Origin of the sequence: Tessaracoccus sp. ZS01 (assembly GCF_022342445.1) — a bacterium.
GTDB lineage: Bacteria > Actinomycetota > Actinomycetes > Propionibacteriales > Propionibacteriaceae > Arachnia.
Genome location: NZ_PQFE01000011.1, coordinates 17386 through 40091 on the forward strand (window position 1 = coordinate 17386; position 22706 = coordinate 40091).

Below are 22706 nucleotides of genomic sequence, written 5' to 3' on the forward strand. Positions count from 1 at the left end.
CCCTTGCCGGTTTCAACCGATCAGTTCTTGGCGAACATCACGATGTTGTTGAACACCCATTCGTTGCTCTGCGAGAAGACATAGCCGCTCTTCTCGCCGGCGACGGCCTTGTAGACGGTCGCCATGGCGTACGAGCGGCAACCGTCGCGACCGGTGGCGGCCGTGCCGCACTCAGTCTTCCACTGACGTCCGTCGGTGGCGGTCCACGAGCCTGTGTTCGCCAGCGGGTTGTTGCCCCACAGCGAGCGCTTGGCCGGCAGGTAGGTCAGGTTGTTGAACGCCCAGCCGTTGGTCTGGACGAACTTGCCGTCGACGATCTTGATGGTGCTGGCCCAGATCTCGGTGCGGCAACGCTCGGTCTGCGAGTAGGGCTCGCAGGTGGTGCGCCACAGGCGACCGTTGAGGTTGTGCTCGCCCGCGAGGGTGTACGGGGCGGTCCGCTTGAACTCGGGGGCCGGCGTCGGCGTGGGAGTCGGCGTCGGTGTGGGCGTCGGTTCAGGCTTCGCCTTCAGTTCCACCGTGACCGGGAAATCGATGATCGTCCCGGAGTCGAGCACGACGAACGTGAGGACCTGCGCACCGGCCGGAGCCTCGGTGCCGACGGGGAGCGTGACCGTGATGGTGGCCACGCCGTCGGTGACGGTTCCGGAGCCGACCTCGACGTCGCCGATGAAGGCGACGATCTCGGTGTTGGCCAGATCAGGCGACACCGGGAGGGCAACGCCGTCCTTCACGAGGGCCTCGAGGTACATGTCCAGCGTCTGCTGCGCGACGCCACCCTCGAGCGGCAGGCCGAAGGTGAAGGTCAGGCCTGCGCCACCCTCAACGAGGGTGTTGGTGGCCGGAAGCTTGGCGGAGACGCCGCGCTTCGAGTAGTCGGGGGACAGCGACTCGTGGGTGCCCACCCAGGTGACCCATGCCTCGAGGTCGGCCCAGCCGGTGTCGGCGGTATTGATGCCCTCGCCGAGCTCGCGGAAGTTGTCGCCACCGGCGATGAGGAACGAGGCGCCGCCGACGGTGTAGAGCTTGTCCATGTCGATGGCCTGGCCGTTGATGCTGATCGAGGTGATGCGATCGCCCTCAGGCAGCGACTCGTCATAGGTGTAGGACACGTTGTCCGAGAGGCCGAGCTGCAGGAACGGGCGTGACGGGACCTCGCCGGCCGTGTTGCGCTGCCACTGCTGCTCGAGCACCGTCTTGAACTGCGCGCCGGTGATCTGCGTGGTGAACAGCGAGTTGGCGAAGGGCAGCGTCAGAGCGGCCTCGCGGTAGGTGATGTCGCCTGCGTTGAACGAATCGCGCGTGCCACCGGGGTTCTGGATGCCGATGAAGTTGTCGGCATCGGCATCGCCCAGGACCTCGAAGAACATCTGCGCCACGAGGTTGTTCATGGGGGACTCGGTGTCACGCTTGTCGGCGTTGCCGGTGGGCGTCGAGATGGCCTCGTCGGCGAAACCAATGACCTGCTGGCCCTCTTCCGCAGCGAACGCGTTGGCCGCGGTCACGATCGCGTTGATTGCGGTGATCGCCGGGGTGGTTCCGGCGGTGGCCGGAGGCGTCACCATGGTCACCGTGGTGCCGCACAGGGCATCGGCGTTCGAGTCGACGGAGAGGTCCAGCTGCGCGATCGGGCTGCCGTAGGAGGCGGCCTGGATGACGGGCACGCCGCCGGTGGTCACCCAGTTGTACAGCTGGTGGGTGTGGGCGTTGAAGATGGCCGCGACGCGCGGGTCCACGTCGTTGTAGATGGAGTCGAAGGCCTCCGAATTGGCCGCATTCTCAGCTGGGGTCAGCGAACCGTTGGCCGCGCCCTCGTGGAAGGATGCGATGACGATGTCGGCCTCGCCGTTGGCAGCATCGCCGTCGAGCAGCTCAGCGGTGACGCGGTTGACGGCCTCGACCGGATCGCCGAACTCGAGGCCGGTGATGCCGGACGGGTCGACCAGCGACGGGGTGTCTGCGGTGACAGCGCCCACGACGGCGATGGTGACGCCGCCCTTCTCGAAGGTCTCGTACGCCTTCAACGGAGCGGCGACGGTGGTCGTGCCCGCGGTGTAGACGTTGGCGCCGAGGTAGCTGAAGTCGGAGCCGGCGGCGACGCGGCCGGACAGGTCGGCCCAGCCCTTGTCGAACTCGTGGTTGCCGACGGTGCTCACGTCGAGGCCGATGGCGTTGAGGATGTCGAGGGTGGGCTTGTCGTCGGCGATCATCGACTCGAAGAGCGAGGCGCCGATGTTGTCGCCGCTGCTCAGGAGCAACACGTTGTCAACGCCGGCGGTGGCGCGCGCCTCCTCGACCGGGGTGAACAGCTTCGCTGCTGCTCCGATACGGCCGTGGAAATCGTTGAACCCGAACACGCTGACGGTGTCGGTGGGCGCGACGCACGCGCTGATGGCGGCGTTCGCGGGTGTGGAGGTGGCGAATGCGAGCCCGCTCGCCACCAACGCGGTGGCGGCGAACGACGCAGTCGCTCGTGTGAAGGTGTTGGTCATGTCTCTCCGATGCTGTGGGCATTAAGACCGCCACCCCCCCCGGGTGGCTAGTTGTCACTCTTGAGCCTTGTCACAGGAAGGTCAAGCCCGTAACCGATTGTTAACGTTCCCTTCACTACAAAGTCACCCGTAAGGGGTCGTGGCGCGTCGCTTGTGAGGTTCCCACAACAGATAGGGGGAAGCTGTGGAGCCGGGGGCAACGGAGGGGCGACGGGAGCCTAAGCTACGCTGGCGTAAGTTACGGTTACGTAGGTTGAGACCGGAAGGAGGCCGCGTGCGCGGTCAGAGCCACGACATGGTGCAGTTGCTCACCCCCGACGGGCAACGGGTACACAATGACGACTTCGAATTCAGCGGGAGCATCGACGACCTCGTCGGCTACCTCCGCGACATGATCCTCGCCCGGCGCTTCGACGCCGAGGCCACGGCCCTCCAGCGCCACGGCGAACTGGGCATGTGGCCGCCCCTCCTCGGCCAGGAGGCCGCGCAGGTGGGCTCGGCACACGCGGTGCGCCCCGCCGACGTGGTGTTCCCCAGCTACCGCGAGCACGCCGTCGCGATGGTGCTCGGCGTACCGATGACCAACTTCCTGCGCCTCTTCCGCGGCACGGACCACGGTAACTGGGACAACCTCGAGAAGTTCCGCAACTACCAGATCGTCATCGGCTGCCAGACGCTGCACGCCACCGGCTACGCGATGGGCCTGCAGTTCGACGGCGCGGTCGGCCCGGACGCCGACGAGCCGGCCGCCGTCATCGCCTACCACGGCGACGGTGCCTCCAGCCAGGGCGACGTCAACGAGGCCTACGTCTTCGCCGCGTCCTACAACGCGCCGGTGGTCTTCTTCTGCCAGAACAACCAGTGGGCCATCTCCGAGCCCATCGCGCTGCAGAGCCGGATCCCGCTGTACGAACGCGCCCGCGGCTTCGGCTTCCCCGGCGTGCAGGTCGACGGCAACGACGTGCTCGCCGTGAAGGCCGTCACGGACTGGGCCCTGGAGCGCGCCCGCAACGGCGAGGGCCCCACCTTCATCGAGGCGTTCACCTACCGCATGGGCGCCCACACCACCTCCGACGACCCGACGAAGTACCGCACGGGCGCGGAGGAGGAGGAGTGGAAGGGCCGCGACCCCATCTCGCGCCTCACCACCCACCTGCGCAACGAGGGCGCCATCGACGACGAGTGGTTCGCGCAGATGGACGACGAGGCCAGGCAGTTCGGCGTCGACCTCCGGGCCAGCATCACCACGTTCGAGTCGGTGACCATGGACAGCGTGTTCGCCAACGTCTACGCGGAGCCCTCCGTCGCCCTCGAGGCGCAGCGCCGCGAGTACCACAACTACGTCGCCGCCGGGGAGGACGCATGACCGAGACACTCACCATGGCGAAGGCCCTCAACCGGGGCCTCCGACGCGCCCTTCAGGCAGACCCCAAGGTGCTGCTCGCGGGTGAGGACATCGGCAAGCTCGGCGGCGTGTTCCGCATCACGGAGAACCTGCAGGCAGAGTTCGGCGAGAACCGGGTGATCGACTCCCCGCTCGCCGAATCCGGCATCGTCGGCACTGCCGTCGGGCTGGCGATGCGCGGCTACCGCCCCGTCGTCGAGATGCAGTTCGAGGGTTTCGTGTTCCCCGCGTTCGCCCAGATCGTCACCCAGGTGGCCAGGCTGCACGCCCGCACGGGCGGTCAGACCCGGATGCCGATGGTGATCCGGATGCCCTACGGCGGCGGGGTGGGCGCCATCGAGCACCACTCGGAGTCACCCGAGGCGTACTTCGCGCACACGCCTGGCCTCAAGGTGGTCACCTGTTCGAACTCGAACGACGCCTACTGGATGATCCAGCAGGCCATCCAGTCAGACGACCCGGTGGTCTTCTTCGAACCGAAGCGCCGCTACCACACCAAGAGCGTCGTCAACTTCGCGTCGCGCCCGGAGCCCATGCACCAGGCGTCCATCACCCGCTACGGCACCGACGCGACGCTGCTCTGCTACGGCCCCATGGTCAAGACCTGCCTCGACGCGGCGGCAGTCGCCGCCGAGGAGGGCACCTCGCTGGAGGTGGTGGACCTGCGCAGCCTGAGCCCCGTGGACTGGGTGACGATCATGTCGTCGGTGCGTCGCACCAAGCGTGCCATCGTGGTACACGAGGCCCCGCTCAGCTTGGGCCTGGGCGCGGAGATCGCAGCCCGCCTCCACCAGGACCTGTTCTACGTGATGGAATCGCCCGTACTGCGGGTGACCGGCTACGACACGCCCTACCCGCCGTCGCGGGTCGAGGAGGAGTTCCTCCCCTCCGTGGACCGCATCCTTGACGCCGTCGACCAGTCCCTCGCATTCTGAGCTTGAAGGAGCACCCATGTTGCGCCAGTATCTGCTTCCCGATCCGGGCGAGGGCCTGCTCGAGGCCGAGATCGTCGCCTGGCGCGTCGCCGTCGGTGACGTGATCGAGGTCAACGACGTCCTCGTCGAGATCGAGACCGCCAAGTCGCTCGTGGAACTGCCGTCCCCGTACGCGGGCACCGTCACCGCGTTGCTCGTGGCGGAGGGTACGACGGTGGACGTCGGCACCCCGGTCGTCGAGATCGAGGACGGCGCGCCCGCTGAGGCCACGCCGCCCACTCCGACGCAGGACGATGCCGACGAGGCGCCCGGCCCCAATCTGGTGGGATACGGCGCCTCCGACACTCCGTCGACGCGCCGTCGTCGTCGCCACCAGAGCAGCCCTTCCGAGGTCAATCAGACCAGTGAGGCGCTGTCGGCCGCCTACGGGCAGCACGAGCCCGGCCGTCGCCCCGACGAGGTGCACCCGGCCGAGGCCGTGCACGCCCAGGCCACCGGCGATCCGTTGCCCACACCCGGCACCGCCCCGTCGGAGTCCACTCTGGTGCTGGCGTCGGACCCCGGCGACTCGAAGGCCAAGCCCCCGGTGCGCAAGTACGCCAAGGAGCTGGGCGTCGACCTCAGCAGCGTCGTCGGCACCGGGCCCGATGGCACGGTGACGCGTCGCGACGTGGAGGCAGCCGCCGCATTCAGTTTCCTCGACGAACAGCCCAGGCAGGGCCGGATCATCAATGACCAGGCCACCTTCCAGGGTGCGCCGCGCGACTCCCACACCGCCAACGGCGGCGGCTTCGGGCCGTCGGAGGGGCTGGGCGGCTTCGACCCGTTCCAGGGCCGCTCGGAGCGGCGGGTGCCCATCAAGGGCGTGCGCAAGGTCACGGCGGAGAACATGGTCCGCTCGGTGAGCACCAAGGTGCACGTCACCGAATGGATCACCGTCGACGTCACCGGCATGATGGATTTCGTCGAGACGCTCAAGGAGCGGCGCGAGTTCGCCGGGCTGAGGGTGTCGCCGCTGTTGGTCTACGCCAAGGCCATCTGCCTGGCGCTGGGCCGCAACCCGGACCTCAACACGAGCTGGGACGCCGACACCCACGAGATCGTCTACCACGCCGACGTGAACCTCGGCATCGCCGCGGCCACGCCGCGCGGTCTGATGGTGCCCAACATCAAGGGTGCGCAGCGGCTGGGCCTGCTGCAGCTGTGCCAGGCCATCAACCAACTGGTGCAGGTCTCCCGCGAGGGCAAACTCCAGCCCGGCGACTACGCCCGCGGCACCTTCACCATCACCAACGTCGGCGTCTTCGGCATCGACGCGGGCACGCCCATCATCAACGGCAACGAATCGGCCATCTTCTGCATGGGGGCCATCCAGCGCCGCCCGTGGGTGGTGGGCGAGGGCCACAACGAGCGCGTGGAGCCGCGGTGGGTCACCACCCTGGCCGTCGCCTTCGACCACCGGATCATCGACGGTGAGCAGGGCTCGCGGTTCCTGCACGACGTGGCGTCGATCCTCGCCGAACCGGCCCTGGCGCTGCTCTACTGACACCTGGCAGCGGGCACGCAGAAGGGGCGGAAGCGTAACGCTTCCGCCCCTTCTCTGTGCTGGTATTCAGACCAGGGGGGTGTCCTCCGCCGGGGCGGCTTCCGTGGTGTCCTGCCTGGTCAGCAGGCCGGCGGCCGCGACGCCGACCTCGAGCACGGCGCGCAGCATCATGATGCCGAACACCGCCAGGCCGGCCGTGCCGAAGAGGGTGATGAAGAGGTCCAGCGGGTACTCCACGACGTAGCTGAAGGACTCGATCAGCTGGAACAGCCACCACACGGCGATGCCGATGGTGCCCACCAGGAAGATCAGTCCGGCGGAGCCGGGCAGCGACGCGCGCTTGAACCCGAAATCGAACGGGCTGGGCTTCTTCTCCGCGGGGACGGGCGCCGGCCCACCCTGCCACTGGCCGGTGTAGCCGGTGCCGGCAGGGTAGTTGCCCTGCTGCTGGTCCCAGTTCTGCTGGGCCTGCTGGTCCCAGTTCTGCTGCTGGGTCTGCTGCTGCTGCCAGGCCTGCTGCTGGTCCCAGCCCTGCTGCTGGTTCCACTCCTGCTGGTTCCAGTCCTGGACCGGCTGCTGCTGCGGCTGGGTCTGGTGCCAGTCTCCCGCGCTGGGCTGCGGCTGGGCCTGGTGCCAGTCTCCCGCGCCCTGCTGCGGCTGGGCCTGCTGCCAGTCCTGCCCGGCGGCGGGCTGCTGCGGCTGCCCCCACTCGGTGGCGGAGGTCTGGCCCTGCTGTGTCCAGTCAGCCTGCTGCTGCGCCCAGTCATGCTGGGTGGTGGGCTGTTCTGCTGCGCCACCTTCCGGCTTCTGGGGCGGGTAGTCGCCGCCCTGGCCGGTGTTCCACTGTTGGTTAGACATGCAATGAAGTCTGCCACGACCCCGGATCAGCGTCGCGGACGTCACCCGTGCCTGTGCGCGCGCCGTCACCGGCGTGCGCAATAGTTGACCCATGGCGTCTCCCACCACATTCCGGGTCGACCTCGACGCGATCCACGCAAACCTGGCCACCGTGCGCGAACTGAGCGGCGACCGCGCGATCCTCGCCGCGGTCAAGGCCAACGCCTACGGGCACGGGCTGGTGCCGGTGGCGCGCAGCATCCAGGAACGCGGCTCGGCGGGGTGGCTGGGCGTGGCCCTGACGGCGGAGGCCGAGGAGCTCCGGGCGGCCGGTGTGACGCTGCCCATCCTGAAGTTCACCCCCACCTTCGCCGACGAGCTGCCGGCTGCGCTGCGCGCCGCCGTCACCTTGTCCGTGGGCACGGTTGAAGGCATCGACGAGGCGGCCGCGGCCGCCAAGGCCGGCGGGCTGGTGGCAGACGTGCACCTCAAGATCGACACAGGCATGCGCAGGGTCGGCGCCGAGCCGCGGGACGCCGTCGAGCTGGCGCGCCGCATCGCGGATTCCGGGAGCCTGCACCTGGGCGGCGTCTTCACGCACCTGCCCGTCAGCGACGTGTCCGCGGGTGACGACTTCACCCGCTCAGAACTGGCCCTCTTCGACGAGGTGGTCGCCCAGATCGAGGGGGCGGTGGGTCTCGTCGAGTGGGTGCACGCGGCGAACTCCGGCGCGGTGCTCGGGCACGACCTCGGCCGCACGACGATGGTGCGGCCCGGCATCATGATCTACGGCTCGTACCCGGACGCCCAGACTCCGCCCAGCCGCGCGCTGCGCGACGTGGGCACCTGGGTCTCCCGGGTGAACTTCATCAAGCGTGTCGCTGCCGGGGAATCGGTGGGGTACGGCCGCACGTGGACGGCGCCGCGCGACACGTGGATCGCCACCGTCGCCGTCGGGTACGGAGACGGCTACTCGCGCCTCTTGTCCTCCCGCGGACGGATGCTCATCGACGGTCGTTCCTACCCGGTCGTCGGGCGGGTGTGCATGGATCAGACGATGCTCGACCTCGGCCCAGAGGATCCCCGCGTGCGCGTCGGCGACGAGGTCGTGCTCATGGGCACCAGCCGCACCGAGCGGCTGGGCGTCGAGGAGGTCGCCGAACTCATGGACACCATCACCTACGAGGTGACGTGCCTGATCGCGGCGCGCGTGCCCAGGCAGTACTTCGGCTAACCCGTTTCGACGATGCCGCCGCTGAGCTTCCGGCGCCGGCTGGGGAGTTCGGTGAGGGCGTGCATCGCGATCGTGCGGGTGGACCACCCGTCGACGGCGGCACCGACGCCACCTCCCACGAGCGGGATGCGCTTGCCCACCCAGACGCCCAGGCGCTTGCCGGTCATCTGGTTCATCGCACGGTCGAGGAGGGCCTTGGAGATCTGGTTGTCGAGTTTCGCGTCGAAGACGGGGGCGGTGGCCACCGTGGCGGGGGAGGACGGGATGATGCCCTTCTCCAGCAGGTCTGCGTTCCCGCCGGGGCCCAGCATGACCATCAGGATGGCGGTGCGCACCCGGGGGTCGTCGAGTTCGTAGCCGCGCAGGTGCGCGATGGCCGCCACGAGGCGCGCCTGCAGGAACGAGGCCGCCGCGATGTTGGCCGGGATCGTCACCAGCGACACGAAGAAGCCGCCCCAGTTGGTGGCGAACCCCTGGCCGCCGGCCATGGCGATATGGGTGTTGACGAGGCTGCGGATCGCCGCCTCGGAGTCGCCCTGCCGCAGGAGGGTCTGCTTGGCGGAGTGCTTGGCGCCGGGCAGTTTGCCCTTGCCCCGGATGGCGAGGTCGAGCAGTTGATGGAAGACATCGGCGGTCAGGCCCTCAGCCACGGCCACGGCATCGCTTGGTTGCATCATGGAGGCCTCCTTAGGGCATTCAGCTTGCCATGCGTGCCAAGCCGAGTCGAGAGCCCGCCGGACGAACCAGGGACGAACCGGGGGTGCACCGGAGGGGGCGCAATCTGGACCGGCACCTGCAAGACTGGAGTGATGTTGGGCGTCACGTTCGGCCGGCCAGATGAGTGGCCGAGCCAGGATCTCATCGGCTGGTCCGAGGAGTTCAGTGCTGCCCTGGCGCTGGAGGCCTACCGCTGCGGCGTCTTCCCCATGCCGTTGGGCACCGGCGACGAGGAAATGGGCTGGTGGTCGCCGATGCGCCGCGGCATCCTGCCGGTGGAGGGCCTGCACGTCACGCGCTCCCTGCGGAAGAACGCCAAGCGGTACGTCACCACGGTGGATTCGGATCCCGACGCGGTGCTCGCCCGGTGCGCGGACCCGTCGCGGCCGCACGGCTGGATCGACAGCCGGATCAGCACCGCCTACCGCGAACTGTTCGACGCCGGGTGGGTGCATACCGTCGAGGTGTGGACCGACGACGGCGCCCTCGTCGGCGGCCTCTACGGCGTGCACGTGGGCGCGATGTTCGCGGGTGAGTCGATGTTCCACGACCCCGTGCGGGGCCGGGACGCTTCGAAGGTGGCCCTGATCCGACTGATCACCCAGCTGCGCGACGTCGGCGTCGGGATCCTCGACGTACAGTGGCTCACCGAGCACCTCGGCTCGCTGGGGGCCTACGAGATCCCCCGCAACGACTACCTGCGCAAGCTCGCACCCGCCATGGCCTATCCCAGCCTCGAATGGGACAACCTGGGCCCTGTCGCCGGCGAAGACCTGCTCCGTGCCTTCGACGACGGCGCACGGGCGGCACTGCAACTGAGAGGGGAGCGTCGTGCCTGAACTACCAGAGGTGGCGGCCCTGGCCACCGCGCTCGACGAGAAGCTGCGGGAACGCATCATCACCGAGGGCCACCTCGTGAGCTTCTCCGCGCTGAAGACCTTCCGCATCGGCCTCGACGCGCTGGCCGGCCTCGAGGTCACCGGGGTGACGCGGCACGGCAAGTTCGTCGACATCGACGCGCAGGGCGTCCACCTCATCTTCCACCTGGCCCGCGCCGGCTGGCTCACCTGGCACGACGTGGCCCCCACCCTCCCCGCCCGCCGCGGCAAGTCCGGGCTCGCGCTGCGGATGGTGGTGGACGACGGGTCCGGCTTCAGCATCACGGAGGCCGGCACGCAGAAGGGACTGGCCATCTACGTGGTGGAGGACCCGGCTGAGGTGCCCGGTATCGCCGCGCTGGGCCCGGATCCGCTCGCGCCGGAGTTCACGGCCGAGGACTTCCGTGCGGTGCTCACCCGCGCCGGCCGCTCCCAGTTGAAGGGGGTGTTGCGCGACCAGAAGGTGCTGGCCGGAATCGGCAACGCGTACTCCGACGAGATCCTGCACGCCGCGAAACTGAGCCCGTTCAAGGCCGCCAACTCCCTCTCGTCCGAGGAGGCCGACGACCTCTTCGCCCACGTCCACGAGGTGCTCCGGGAGGCGCTCGCCTCTGCGGTGGGCACCCCCATCGCCGAACTCAAGGACGCCAAACGCGCCGGCATGCGCGTCCACGGACGCACCGGCGAGGCGTGTGAGGTCTGCGGCAGCACCATCGCGGAGATCTCCTTCGCAGACTCGTCCCTGCAGTACTGTCCCGGCTGCCAAACAGGCGGCAAACCCCTGGCCGATCGACGCCTGTCGCGGCTGCTGAAGTAGGAGCCGAATGCTCGAACACGCCATCTGGTGGCACGTCTATCCCCTGGGCGCCACCGGCGCCCCCATCCGCACGGAGCACGGGGCGCCCTCGCCCAGGCTCCGCAAGCTTGACGCGTGGCTGGACTACGCCGTCGAACTCGGCTGCAACGGGCTGCTGCTCGGGCCGGTCTTCCATTCCGTGTCGCACGGCTACGACACGCTGGACCACTACCGGATCGACGCCCGGCTGGGCGACGACACCGACTTCGACCACCTCGTCGAGCAGTCCCGCGCCCGGGGGATGCACATCATCCTCGACGGCGTGTTCAACCATGTGGCCAGGGAGCACCGCCTCGTCGGCGAACGCCCTGAACTGGTCAGGTGGGAGGGCGACCGGCCGAAGGGGTGGGAGGGGCATGACGCCCTCGTCGAACTGGACCACGGCAACCCGGAAGTGCTCGACCTCGTCGTCGACATCATGCTGCACTGGCTGCGGCGTGGCATTGCGGGCTGGCGACTGGATGTCGCCTATGCGGTGCCCACGTCGTTCTGGCGCGCGGCCGGCGAACGGGTCCGCGCGGAGTTCCCGGACGCCGTCTTCATCGGCGAGGTCATCCACGGCGACTACCTCGGCTTCATCGGGGAGTCCACCCTCACCACGCTCACGCAGTACGAGCTGTGGAAGGGGATCTGGAGCTCCCTCACGGATGTGAACGGGTGGGAGTTGGCGCACGCCATCGAACGGCACGCGGTCTTCGCCGAGCGCTTCCTCCCCAACACCTTCCTCGGCAACCACGACGTCACCCGCATCGCCACCCGGGTGCCGAGGGCCACGACGGTGGTGCCCTACCTGCTGATGACGCTCCCCGGCGCGCCCAGCATCTACTACGGCGACGAGCAGGGTTTCACGGGCACCAAGACCGAGACCTGGCACGGCGACGATGAGATCCGCCCGCCACTGCCGGAGACCCCCGCCGGGCTCTCCAGCCTGGGCGCCCACGTCTGGCACCACTACCGCGCGGCCGTGGCGCTGCGCCGCAGGCATCCGTGGCTGGCCACCGCCTCCGTCGAGGTGCTGGACAAGTCCAACGAGCACCTCACCTACCGCGTGTACGACGGGGGTCGCGCGCTCACCGTCGACCTCGACCTCGCGGCACCACAGGTGCGGATCACCGGAGAGGGCGAACACCTCCACATCGCCTCCGACGCCTAGCGGTGGCCCTACCATGACCAGATGGGTAAGCGTCAGATGGTCGAAGACACCGCAGCAGAGGTCGAGCGGCACCCCGCTGCCGTGATCGCCGCCTCTGTGGGGCAGGTCGTCAACGGGATCGTGCACATCATCATCGGCCTGATCGCCGTCGGGATCGCGCTCGGGAGCGGCGGGTCCGCCGACCAGAGCGGCGCCATGCGGGCCATCGACTCCTCTCCGGTGGGGTCGATCGCGCTGTGGGTGGCCGGCGTCGCCATGTTCGCCCTGGCGCTCCACTCCTTCGCGGAGGCGGCCACCACCGTCCGGCGCGATCCCTGGCCTGCCGCTCGCGCCGCAGGCCGGGGCATCGCGCACGTCGCGGTCGGTAGCGTCGCCGTCGTCTACGCCACGGGCGGCAGCGCCGACGGCGAGGAATCCACCGATTCGTTCAGCGCCACCATGATGCAGTCGACGTGGGGTTCCTGGCTGCTCGCCGTCATCGGCCTGGTGATCCTCGCCATCGGCGTGGGCATGTTCATCAGCGGCCTGCGCAAGTCCTTCCTCGAGCACGTGGACGTCACCGGGCGCACCCGCCGCGTGTTCACCGCGCTCGGGATGACCGGATACCTGGCCAAGGGGGTGGCGGTCGGCGTCGTGGGCATCCTGTTCGTGGTGGCGGTCCTGAGCCGCGACGCCGATGAGGCGGGCGGGCTCGACGGGGCGCTGAAGAAACTCACGGAACTGCCCTATGGCTCAGCGCTACTGATCGTCATCGCCGTGGGCGTCATCGCCTACGGCATCTTCTGCTTCGCCCGGGCCAGCGCCCTCGCCAACACCCGCCGCCGCGGCTGAGCGGTTCCGGGCATGCAAGAAGGGCCCGGCGAGCCGGGCCCTTCTTCCATCGGGGTCAGCCCCAGATCCCGGCGTTGCGCTTCTCAGTGGCGTTGTAGCCGTCGGCGATGTTGCCGAGGAGCACAGGCATGCGCTGCACGATGTCCTGCTGGCGCTTGGCCGACTGATCCCACTGGATCTGCACTTCCTGGTAGGAGTTGCGGGCGTTGTCATCCCACTGGCCGAGGGACGACGACAGCTCGCCCTTCAGGTCCTCGAGGAGGCTGGTGAGTTCGCGGTGCGCGGCCGAGAGGTTGCTGATACCTTCCTGCAGGCCGGCAACAGAGTAAATGGTTGAGTCGCTCATGAAAATCTCTCCTGGTCAGTTCTGGTCAGCGGCCGTCAGCCGATGAGTCCGGCGATCTGGTTGGCGGTGGCCTGGTTCTCTTCTTCACGCACGCCGTACTCGCGCAGCGTTTCGACCAGTTGGCCGTGGATCTTGTCGAGACCGGCCTTGACCTTCTCGAACTCCGTGTCGAACTGGCGGTAGCCGTTCTGGAAAGCGGTGGACGCGTTGCCGTGCCAGCGCGAGGCGAGGTCGCTCATCTGGCCCTGGAGGCGGTTCTGCAGGTTGTGGATCTGCTGGTGCTTGGCCTCAATCTGCTGCGTCGCCTTCTGCATGGCAGCGCGGTCTACGGACTTGTCGCTCATGATTCATTCCCTTCGACGTCGAGCCACTGTGGCCCTGTAAGAGCCACTGGGGAAGTTCCTCGTGGCTGCGGTGGTGTCTTCCGAAACCCTAGGCGGCGGAGAGGGTCACTTAGCGTGGCCCGAGACACATTCAAGTAGGGATACCTATTCCCGGTGGGTGGGGGGATGGGGGACCTCATCCTGCGGGCTCAACATGGTCGCGCCCAAGCGCCACCCCGCTGGGCAGCCCCGAGCGGATCAGGTTCAGCAGGCCCCCGGTCACAGGCAGCGGCGTGGCCTCGCCGTAGCCCAGTGCCTGGCGTGCCCCCATCGTCGGGATGCCGTAGCCCCGGCCGTTGAGCAGCAGGGTGGCGGCGGCCTCGTCGGTGCCGGCCTCGCCGTTGCGCAGCAGCGCGCCCTTCAGCGGCGGCAGGTCGATGTGGTCGATGTACTTGCCGGTGGGAGCCCCCAGTTGGCGTTGGTCGAGCGCGGGTGTGGTCTGGCCCATCGACACCGACACCCTGTCCGGCGTCTCCGCGCTGAAGGTGGCGCACACCGAGGCGTCCCGGCCGCTCTCGTAGCCGGGCGGGGCCTTCGGCTGGTACATCGGGATGCCGCCCTCGGTGATCGACTCGAGGTCCTCGATGAGGTAACCCGACAGGTCACGCTCCGAGATGGCGCCCACCTCCTGGGTGAAGTCCCGGTTCTTCTCGTGGAACAGCAGCTTCGCCTCCAGGTAGGAGATCTGGGCCAGGCCGTCGTTCAGCTGGACGAAGTAGCGCACCGGGTTGCTCCCGGTGACCGCCACCACGTCGCCGATGGTCTTGCCCTGGTAGGCCTTCACCGGGGTGTCGCCGTAGCCCGTGATCTGCGGCGGGTTGATCGGTGCCCCCATCGGCAGCGCATAGATCCAGGAGTTGCCCGGCTCCACCTCGGGCACGTCGAAGGAGACGACGCCCCCGCTGCCCCGCGCGCTGTACAACTCGTGGCTCTGGCCGCCCGAGACGAGGTAGCGGGTGCCCTCGCTGGCCTTGGCGATGAAGCTGTAATCCATGCTGGAGGGCTCAGTCGCGCCGAACTGGAGCGTGAGGTAGCGGCCGCGGCCCATGGGTTCGGTGGAACACAGGCGCAACGGGAACGACGCCAGGTCCTTGGCCGCGGGTAGCTGCGGGGGAGCGCCGGGGATGCCCTGGCGCTGCTGCATCTCCGTGCCGACGAGCGCCTCGGTCTTCACGTCGATGATCCGCGGCGGGCCGCCGGGGTCGTCGCCGGCCGCGAGCAGCCGGGCCGTCGCCACGTCGGTCACGGGGATGACGAGCTTGTTCGTGTGCGCGAAGAGCTGGCCCGACTGGACGTCGTTGAGGATGACGTTGTCCTGGTCGCGCCACGATTCGTTGGTCACACCACCGCGCAACAGCCCGATCAGCGCGGTGCCGGCCAGCAGGACCACGCCCAGGAGGACGGAGACGAACGTCGCGGTGCTCACCCGCCTGAGCGGTGGCGTGGGGTCATCGGGGTCGCGGTCCACGAAGGCCGCGATCATGCGGCGCGAGGTGAAGGCGTGCGCCTTCAGAAGGTCCTTGCGAGTCGCCATCGATGTCCTGCGTGTGTCCGGGCCGGGGGTCGGGGGCAACTGTAGCCGCCGTCGGGCGCATGCCGGCCGTGTACAGCGGCGGGCGTGGACCGCTGCACGTCCTAGAGTGGGCGCTCGGAGGAGGTCAGATGCTGCGGAGGACCAACGGCTATGCGCTGCAACGGCGGGCGCGCTCGACGCGATTCCTGCCCATGGTCGTCGCGTGGCAGATCGTGCTGGTGATCCTGGCCCTGCTGGTTGTACAACGTTCCGCGTGGGCGTTGGCCACGGCCGGTGCGGTGCTGCTCGTCGCCATCCTGATGAGCCTCCCCGTCAACGGGCGTTCGATCCCGGCCACGCTGAAGCTGCGCTCCGCGTTCCGGCAGAGGGCGCGGCGGTGGGTGGAGCACCCCGAGCACGCGTCCGGGCTGGTCCCGCTCGCGCAGTGGCTGCCCGGCCTCGAACTCACCCAGATCAAGGATGCCCACGACGGCGACATCGGCGTCACCGCGGACGGCGGATCCTGGTCCGGCATCCTCGAGGTCACGGCAGACCACACCCTCTTCACGGACCGCGGCGCCGAACTCGACCTCGACGCGCTCGGCGCGCTCACCCGGCAGGACGACGTCGCCTTCGCCGGCGTCCAGGTCGTCACCCTGACGGTGCCCGCGCCGTCGGGAGCCATGCTGCCGGAGGGATCCCCGGCACTGGAGGCCTACCGCGAGATCATCCCCGGCACCCCGCCGCCGGCCCTGCGCCGCACGTGGGTGGCGCTCCGCCTCGACCCGCGGCTCTGCCTGGAGGCGGTCGGCCGACGGGGCGACGGCCAGACCGGCGTGTTCGCCACCCTGCGCTTCGGGCTCCATCGCGCCCAGGCGCTCCTGAAGCGGCAGGGCATGCTCACCGCTCCGCTGGATCCGCACGGGATCTCCGACGTGCTGACGCTCACCTCCGGCGCCTCTCCCGCGCTCGCGGAGCCGCGCAGCCGCGAGGAGTGGTCGGCCTGGTTCGGCGACGGCCTCGTGCATGAGACCCGCGCCCTGGGTGGCTTCGGCGCCTCGCCCAGCGCCGCCTACCAGCGGGTGCTGGACGTGGTGGCGAAGGCGCCGGCCATGATGGCCGTCACCTCGTTCACCGTCAGCCCCGGCCGCCCGCCGGAGGGCGCGGTGCGCCTCGTGACGGCCAGCCTGGAACAGGCCATCGCCGCAGACGACTTCATGGTGGCCAAGCTCGACGGCGTGGTGAAGCTCGCCCCGCTGGGCGGCGTGCAGGTCCCCGGGCTGTTGGCCACCGTCCCCCTCGGAAGGCGGATCGACGAGTGAGCGAGATCACGTTCCAGGCGCTCGCGCCGGAGAAGGCCATCGAACAGCAGTTGCCCACGATGTCGACGGGGCCCTCAGGGATGCTGCTCGGCTCCGGCCCCGGCGGGCCGGTGACCATGCGCCTGTTCCGCCCGGAGCCCACCCGCCTGTACCTGGCCGTGCCGGAGTACCTGCGGTGGCTCGTGGCGTTCCGCGCCATGTGCATCGGCGCGCACCTGTCCGTGATCGCGACGGACCACCGTCGCTGGCTCACGTTGGCGGACACCGTCCGGGCCTGCGGGGGCACGATCGACGTGTTGAACACCCCGGAGAACGTGCCGGGACAGGGTCGCCCGTTCCGGCCGAGCCTGATCATCGACGAGACGGGCGCCGTGGGCACCACCGCGCGGTTGGGCGCCTGGCAGGCCGTCGCTATCGTCGGCGACCCGTCGTCGCCCAAGGCCATCGCAGACCTGCGGGTGTGCGAGATGGCGATGGTGTCGCCACTGGACCCGAAGAGCGGGGAGAACCTCCGCCGCGCCTATGCGTTGCAGTCCGGCCAGGTGAAGGCCGTGACGGACCTCGACGAGTCCGAGGTGGTGCTGGCGTCGGTGCGCCGCGTCGTGAAGGTCCGCGTGCCACCCTCGCCGACGGAGTACCGCCTGCTGTTCCAGTCCGGCCCCGCCTGAGCCGACCCCGGCGGGCGTCAGAGCAGCGTGTTGAAGTAGGCGTACAGGTTCAGCACGCCCAGCAGGGCCGGCACGATGCCGATGATCGCGAGCCACTCCAGCACGTCGCCCCACCGGCCCCACGTGGGGGCCATGATGCGCTGGTACCACGAGGCCGAGTAGTGGGCGAAGACGTAGGTGAGCGCCAGCGCGACGGCGAAGAGTGTGACCATGCCGCCCAGCGACTCCACCGGGCCGGTGGCGATGGCGTACAGGCCGATGACGACGGTGATCGCGCCGCCCAGCAGCAGCGCGAGCCGCTGGGTGAAGCCGACGAACGCGCGGGCGCGCAGCAGGTAGGCGAACCCGATGCACAGCATCAGCAGCGTGGACCAGATCGTGCCCTGGCTGATCACCACGAAGGCGGCGAGGACGGCGACCACCGACATGGCGGCCAGCATCGCGCCCAGCAGCCTGTCGGCGAACAGTGCCCGCTTGACGATGTCGGACTGCACGGGGGTCTCGTCCGCCAGGATGCCCTCCGTGGTGGTGGGCAGGTTCGGCAGGGCCACGCCCGCGATCCGGTAGGACAACGGCGGCAGGTAGGCCGTCACGAACGAGGACACGGTCACCACGATGGCCGCCACCTCCACGTCGTGGCCTGGGAACAGCAGCATGAAGCTCGAACCGACGACGATGAGCAGCGCGGCCAGTGCAGCGCTGAACAGCGGCATGGGCTGCACGTTCGCGGCCAGCGCGCAGACGGCGGAGGCGATCAGCACGAGGCTCGCGGCCAGGATGATGCGCACCGCGAGCGGCACGATCCCGGACATGGGGTCCGGCAGGAACCAGCCGGCGATGCCGGCCAGCGCCACGCTGCCCCAGGCCAGGGCCGCGGCGGTGCGCCGTTCACCGGCGGCACGGGCCAACGCGATGGCACCGATCGCCGCGGCGAAGCTCAGGAAGCCGGTGACCCCGACGGCCAGTGCCATGGGCAGCCGGAGCGACGGGTCGAAGCGGGCCTCGGCCAGGTCGATGGGCTTCTGGCCGAGGATGACCAGCAGCGGGATGCCGATGAGGGCCAGCAACATCAACGTGATGCCCATGCGCTGGGAGTGCTTCGCCTGCCAGGAGGGGCGGGAGTTGGTGGCGCCGGCCACGGCGTCCACGACATCGTCGAACGCGGCGTCGGGAATGGCGCTCTCGCGCTGGCGCAGGTGGAGCGTCTCCCCGTCGCGGATCCCCAGCTTGTGCACCGGCGTGTAGAGGTCGAACGGGTCTGACCCGAAGCGCTGCAACACCCAGGCGTGCACCGCGTCCGTGGGGTTGTTCGACTCCAGGCCGGAGAACCGCAGGATGCTCGGGAGCAGTTCGCTGAGGGACACGGAACCGGGCAGTGCAAGGTCGACGCGACGGCTGCTGGAGATAACCGTGACGCGCGACAGATCTTCCTCGGCCGTGGTGTTCACGTCGGATACCTTAACCGGCCGGGGGCGCACGGGCGCCGGCTTGCCCCTGGAGTCCATTAAGTTAGGCGCTCATGGGCCAGATCACGTTCCACCGGCCGAAGCGCGTGTCGCCCCCGGCGATGCCGCGCGGAGACCTGTTGCTGGAGTCACCGCCGGAGATCCCCCCTCCGGCGGCGTCGAAGCCGTTCGGCAACCTCCTGCGCATGCTCCCGATGGTCGCCGGTGGCCTCGCGATGGGCCTGATGATGTTCAACATGGGCGGCGTGGGCGGCGGCAGGGGCGCGCTCGGCGGCGTCATCGGCGGCCTCTACGCCGTCTCGATGATGGGCATGATGCTCTCCCAGGTGGGCCGGCAGAACGACGACCAGTCGGCCCAGCTCGATGCCAACCGCCGCGACTACTTCCGCTACCTGGCCCAGGTGCGCAGGAACTTCGCCAAGACGGCCGACGAGCAGCGGGAATCCGTGGCCTACCGCCACCCGTCGCCGGACTCGCTGTGGACCATCGTGGGCGGGATGCGCATGTGGGAGCGGCGCCCGGACGCGGAGGACTTCGGCTCGGTCCGGGTCTCCGTCGGCCGGCAGCAGTCGGCCAAGCGGATCACGCCGCCGGAGTCGCAGCCCATCGAGGACCTCGAGCCGCTCACCACCGGAGCGCTGCGTCGGTTCATCCGCACGCACCGTGTGATCCAGTCCGTGCCCCTCGCGGTGGACCTGCGCGGCTTCCGCGCGGTCCAACTCGTGGGCGACGAGGAGGACTGCCGGGCGCTGGCCAGGGCCATGGTGGCCCAGCTGGTGTCCTGGCACGCGCCCTCCGACGTGTCGCTCATGGTGGCGGCCGACCCGGCGCACCAGACCTCCTGGCAGTGGGTGAAGTGGCTGCCGCACCTCCAGCACCCCACCGAGGCCGACGGCGTGGGCCCCGTCCGGATGTTCGCCACGGCGGCCGGCGAGCTCTCCCAGATGGCCACCTCGGCGCAGAACGGCGACAACCCACCGTCGCTGGCGGTCATCGTCTCCGACGGCGTGGAGGGCGTGGCTTCGCAGCAGTTCGTCACGCCGGACACGAAGGCCGTCACCATCGAGGTGACGGGCAACCGTGAAGTTCCCCGGTCCCTGGAACTGGGCGTCGCGGTGTTCGAGGTGCGCGGCGACACCGTCGTGCTGCACCGCCGCACCACCCGCACGCCGCACGCCCAGACGCCGTTCGGGCGGCCGGACAACGTGCCCGTCGTCTACTGCGAGATGCTCGCCCGCGCGATGGCGCCCTACCGGATGCCGGAGCTCGCCGCCGGGCAGGTCGCCGACGACGGGCCCGCCGAGGTCGTCTTCGCGCCGCCGAAGGACTACCCCGCAATGCTGGGGGTCGGCGATCCGCTCACGCTCGATCCCCGCGTCTCCTGGCGCCCGCGGCCCCTGCGGCAGCACCTGCGCATCCCGTTCGGCACCGCCGACGACGGCACCGCCGTCGAACTCGACATCAAGGAGTCGGCGCAGGGCGGCATGGGGCCGCACGGCATCTGCATCGGCGCCACGGGCTCCGGCAAGTCCGAATTCCTGCGCACCCTGGTGCTGGGCCTGGCGATGACGCACTCCACCGAGCAACTGAACTTCATCCTGGTCGACTTCAAGGGCGGCGCGACGTTCCTCGGCCTCGAACACCTGCCCCACGTCTCCGCGGTGATCACCAACCTGGAGGGCGAGCTCGGCCTGGTGGACCGCATGCAGGACGCCATCAGCGGCGAACTCGACAGGCGCATGGAACTGCTCCGGGCCGCGGGCAACTTCAAGAACCGTGAAGACTACGAGGCCGCCCGGCAGAACGGGGCGGACCTGCCGCCGATGCCCAGCCTCTTCATCGTCGTGGACGAGTTCTCCGAGCTGCTGTCGGCCCGCCCCGAGTTCATCGACCTGTTCGTCCAGATCGGCCGCGTCGGCCGGTCCATCGCGGTGCACCAGCTCCTCGCGTCGCAGCGGCTCGAGGAGAACAAGCTGCGCGGTCTCGACACCTTCCTCAGCTACCGCATCGCGCTGCGCACGTTCTCGCCCGCGGAGTCGCGCACCGTCATCGGCGTGCCGGATGCCTACGAGCTCCCGACGCCGCCCGGCAACGGCTACCTCAAGTACGACACCACCGGCATGACCCGCTTCAAGGCGGCCTATGTCTCCGGTCCCTGGCACGGCAACGCCGACCCGGTGGTGACGCCGCTGCAGCACAGCCCCCTCGACGACCTCGTGATCGAACCGCGCTCCTGGACGCCCCCCGTGCTCGAGTTCACCGCCGACTACGTGATGCCCGTGACGCCCCCCGCGCCGGAACCGGCAGTGGCGCCCGCTCGTGCCGCGGCCCCGGCGGAGGACCCCGTCGAGGACGAGGACGACGACGAGACGCTGCTCAGCATCGCGGTGGGCCGGTTGAAGGGCCACGGCTGGCCCGCGCACAAGGTGTGGCTGCCCCCGCTCGACGTGCCGCCAGCCATGGACCAGCTGCTGGGCGGGCTGGCCGAGGTCGAGGGCCGGGGCCTGCAGGTGGCGGACCCGCAGCGGCGCGCGAGGCTCCAGGCCCCCGTCGGGCTCATCGACCGGCCGCGTCAGCAGCGGCGCGATCCCTGGTGGATCGACTTCTCGGGCTCGGGTGGCAACCTCGGTGTCGCCGGCGGGCCGCAGTCCGGCAAGTCGATGGCGCTGCGCGCCGCCATCGCGGGCCTGTCGCTGACGCACACCCCGCAGGAGGTGGGGTTCTACATCCTCGACTTCGGCGGTGGCGCGCTCACCTCGATGCGTGACCTCGCGCACATCGGGTCGGTCACCGGCCGGCTGGACGTGGACCGTGTCCGGCGCACCGTCGCGGAACTGATGTCGCTGCGCTCGGCGCGCGAGGCGCAGTTCGGCGAACTGGGCATCGACTCCATGACCACCTATCGCCAGGGCCGCCGCGACGGTTCCATCCCCGCAGACAGGTTCCCGACGGATGTGTTCCTCGTCGTGGACGGCTGGGCGACGCTCAAGACCGAGTTCGAGAACCTCGAACCGCAGATCCAGACGCTCGCCAACAGCGGCCTCGGCTTCGGCATCCACCTGTGGGTGAGCGCCACGAAGTGGATGGAGGTGCGGGCGGCGACCAAGGACGCGCTGCAGTCCAAGATCGAACTCAAGCTCGGCGACGCTTTCGACTCCGAGGTGGACCGGAAGCTGCAGGGCGCGATCCCCACAGGGCGGCCGGGCCGCTCCATCACGGCGGGCGGGCTGCACGCGCTCGTCGGGCTGCCCCGGATCGATTCGGTGGAGGACGCCGACGACGTCGCCGCCGGGCAGCGCCAGTTCATCGAGGCGGTGAACCAGGCCTGGAAGGGGCCGCGCGCCGCCGAGGTGCGGATGCTGCCGGAGAGCCTTGAGATCAACGATCTGCCCGCGATCGGTCACGACCCGGCGGACCGCCGGATCCCGTTCGCCATCGACGAGCTGGAGCTCTCGCCGGTCTTCCTGGAGACGATGACCGAGCCGCACCTGGTGGCCTTCGGCGCCCCGGAATCCGGCAAGTCGAACCTGCTGCGCCTCATTCTGAAGGGCATCACCACGCGCTTCACGCCGCAGGAAGCCAAGATCATGATCGTCGACTACCGCCGCTCCCTGCTGGGCGAGGTGGAGACGCCGCACCTCATCGGCTACTACCCGTCGGCCTCCGCCGCCACGCCCATGCTGCAGCAGACCGCGGAGGCGGTCCGCGCGCGGCTCCCAGGGCCGGACGTGACGCAACAGCAGCTGCGCGACCGCTCCTGGTGGACCGGCGCCGAGGTGTTCCTGATAGTCGACGACTACGAACTGGTCGCCACCCAGTCCGGCAACCCGATGGCGGTGTTCTCGGACCTGATCAACCAGGCGGGCGACATCGGCCTGCACATCATCATGACCAGGGCCTTCGGCGGCGCGAGCCGTGCCGTGTTCGGTGACCCGTTGATCACGAAGATGAAGGACGCCGTCAACCCGGCGCTGATCCTCAGCGGGAACAAGGAGGAGGGCAAGCTCTACGGCGACGTGCAGGGCTCGCCCATGCCTCCCGGCCGAGGCACGTTGGTCACCCGTACGTTCAAGGGCCTCATCCAGACGGCGCACCTGCCCCGATCCGAGTCCTGAGGCACCCGA

Annotated in this window: 18 protein-coding genes; 11 read left to right on the forward strand and 7 right to left on the reverse strand. The window is 69.4% G+C overall.

Annotated features, from left to right (window positions below):
• Positions 1-20 precede the first annotated feature (20 nt).
• Entirely contained in the window at positions 21-2492 is a 2472-nt protein-coding gene (locus C3E87_RS10420; protein ID WP_076062454.1) for a bifunctional UDP-sugar hydrolase/5'-nucleotidase, read from the reverse strand.
• 274 nt (positions 2493-2766) lie between these two features.
• Between C3E87_RS10420 and pdhA the strand changes: the two genes are divergently transcribed.
• The 3 genes from pdhA to C3E87_RS10435 are packed head-to-tail and all read left to right on the forward strand — an operon-like array spanning position 2767 to position 6378.
• Complete coding sequence (gene pdhA / locus C3E87_RS10425; RefSeq protein ID WP_369819269.1) at positions 2767-3858, forward strand: pyruvate dehydrogenase (acetyl-transferring) E1 component subunit alpha; 1092 nt, start codon at positions 2767-2769, stop codon at positions 3856-3858.
• Positions 3855-4832, forward strand: a complete 978-nt coding sequence (locus C3E87_RS10430; RefSeq protein ID WP_076062458.1) for an alpha-ketoacid dehydrogenase subunit beta — start codon at positions 3855-3857, stop codon at positions 4830-4832. Before pdhA ends, C3E87_RS10430 begins: the two co-directional genes overlap by 4 nt.
• A gap of 16 nt (positions 4833-4848) precedes the next feature.
• A complete protein-coding gene (locus C3E87_RS10435) occupies positions 4849-6378 on the forward strand; it encodes a dihydrolipoamide acetyltransferase family protein (protein WP_198928286.1) in 1530 nt (509 codons plus the stop codon).
• Between the two features lie 66 nt (positions 6379-6444).
• On the opposite strand, the gene C3E87_RS10440 is transcribed toward C3E87_RS10435, so the two are convergent.
• Positions 6445-7236 (reverse strand): DUF4282 domain-containing protein, encoded by a 792-nt coding sequence (locus C3E87_RS10440; protein ID WP_076062461.1) that lies wholly within the window; start codon positions 7234-7236, stop codon positions 6445-6447.
• 91 nt (positions 7237-7327) lie between these two features.
• Here C3E87_RS10440 and alr point away from each other — a divergent pair, with 91 nt between their 5' ends.
• Positions 7328-8449 (forward strand): alanine racemase, encoded by a 1122-nt coding sequence (gene alr / locus C3E87_RS10445; RefSeq protein ID WP_076062464.1) that lies wholly within the window; start codon positions 7328-7330, stop codon positions 8447-8449.
• Here the strand turns inward: alr and C3E87_RS10450 are convergent.
• Positions 8446-9126 carry an EcsC family protein gene (locus tag C3E87_RS10450; RefSeq protein WP_083665571.1) on the reverse strand — a complete coding sequence of 227 codons (681 nt, stop codon included), beginning with the start codon at positions 9124-9126 and terminating at the stop codon, positions 8446-8448. The genes alr and C3E87_RS10450 overlap by 4 nt on opposite strands.
• A gap of 132 nt (positions 9127-9258) precedes the next feature.
• Between C3E87_RS10450 and aat the strand changes: the two genes are divergently transcribed.
• Genes aat through C3E87_RS10470 form a run of 4 tightly spaced genes read left to right on the forward strand, consistent with a single transcriptional unit; the run spans position 9259 to position 12884 of the window.
• The gene (gene aat, locus C3E87_RS10455; RefSeq protein WP_076062466.1) at positions 9259-10005 is read left to right on the forward strand and encodes a leucyl/phenylalanyl-tRNA--protein transferase; all 747 of its coding nucleotides are present in this window, start codon (positions 9259-9261) and stop codon (positions 10003-10005) included.
• Complete coding sequence (locus tag C3E87_RS10460) at positions 9998-10861, forward strand: Fpg/Nei family DNA glycosylase (protein ID WP_076062469.1); 864 nt, start codon at positions 9998-10000, stop codon at positions 10859-10861. Before aat ends, C3E87_RS10460 begins: the two co-directional genes overlap by 8 nt.
• Positions 10862-10868: 7 nt before the next feature.
• A complete protein-coding gene (locus C3E87_RS10465) occupies positions 10869-12053 on the forward strand; it encodes an alpha-amylase family glycosyl hydrolase (RefSeq protein ID WP_076062471.1) in 1185 nt (394 codons plus the stop codon).
• A gap of 21 nt (positions 12054-12074) precedes the next feature.
• Entirely contained in the window at positions 12075-12884 is an 810-nt protein-coding gene (locus C3E87_RS10470; RefSeq protein ID WP_083665572.1) for a DUF1206 domain-containing protein, read from the forward strand.
• A gap of 55 nt (positions 12885-12939) precedes the next feature.
• Here the strand turns inward: C3E87_RS10470 and C3E87_RS10475 are convergent, their stop codons facing one another.
• The 3 genes from C3E87_RS10475 to eccB form a co-directional block, all read right to left on the reverse strand.
• Positions 12940-13230 (reverse strand): WXG100 family type VII secretion target, encoded by a 291-nt coding sequence (locus C3E87_RS10475; RefSeq protein WP_076062476.1) that lies wholly within the window; start codon positions 13228-13230, stop codon positions 12940-12942.
• 35 nt (positions 13231-13265) lie between these two features.
• Positions 13266-13574: a WXG100 family type VII secretion target gene (locus C3E87_RS10480; protein ID WP_076062478.1), complete on the reverse strand. Its 309-nt coding sequence runs from the start codon at positions 13572-13574 to the stop codon at positions 13266-13268.
• A 175-nt stretch (positions 13575-13749) separates the two neighbouring features.
• Positions 13750-15147 (reverse strand): type VII secretion protein EccB, encoded by a 1398-nt coding sequence (gene eccB, locus C3E87_RS10485; protein WP_076062480.1) that lies wholly within the window; start codon positions 15145-15147, stop codon positions 13750-13752.
• A 128-nt stretch (positions 15148-15275) separates the two neighbouring features.
• Here eccB and eccE point away from each other — a divergent pair, with 128 nt between their 5' ends.
• Together eccE and C3E87_RS10495 are read left to right on the forward strand one after the other, a co-directional pair.
• On the forward strand, positions 15276-16448 hold the full coding sequence (gene eccE / locus C3E87_RS10490; protein WP_076062483.1) for a type VII secretion protein EccE: 1173 nt from the start codon (positions 15276-15278) through the stop codon (positions 16446-16448).
• A complete protein-coding gene (locus C3E87_RS10495; protein ID WP_076062485.1) occupies positions 16445-17116 on the forward strand; it encodes a hypothetical protein in 672 nt (223 codons plus the stop codon). The genes eccE and C3E87_RS10495 overlap by 4 nt, the downstream gene beginning before the upstream one ends.
• A 17-nt stretch (positions 17117-17133) precedes the next feature.
• On the opposite strand, the gene eccD is transcribed toward C3E87_RS10495, so the two are convergent.
• Positions 17134-18564, reverse strand: a complete 1431-nt coding sequence (gene eccD, locus C3E87_RS10500) for a type VII secretion integral membrane protein EccD (protein ID WP_076062488.1) — start codon at positions 18562-18564, stop codon at positions 17134-17136.
• A 71-nt stretch (positions 18565-18635) separates the two neighbouring features.
• On the opposite strand from eccD, the gene eccCa reads away from it, so the two are divergent.
• Positions 18636-22697: a type VII secretion protein EccCa gene (gene eccCa, locus C3E87_RS10505; RefSeq protein ID WP_076062491.1), complete on the forward strand. Its 4062-nt coding sequence runs from the start codon at positions 18636-18638 to the stop codon at positions 22695-22697.
• The last annotated feature ends 9 nt before the right edge of the window (positions 22698-22706 follow it).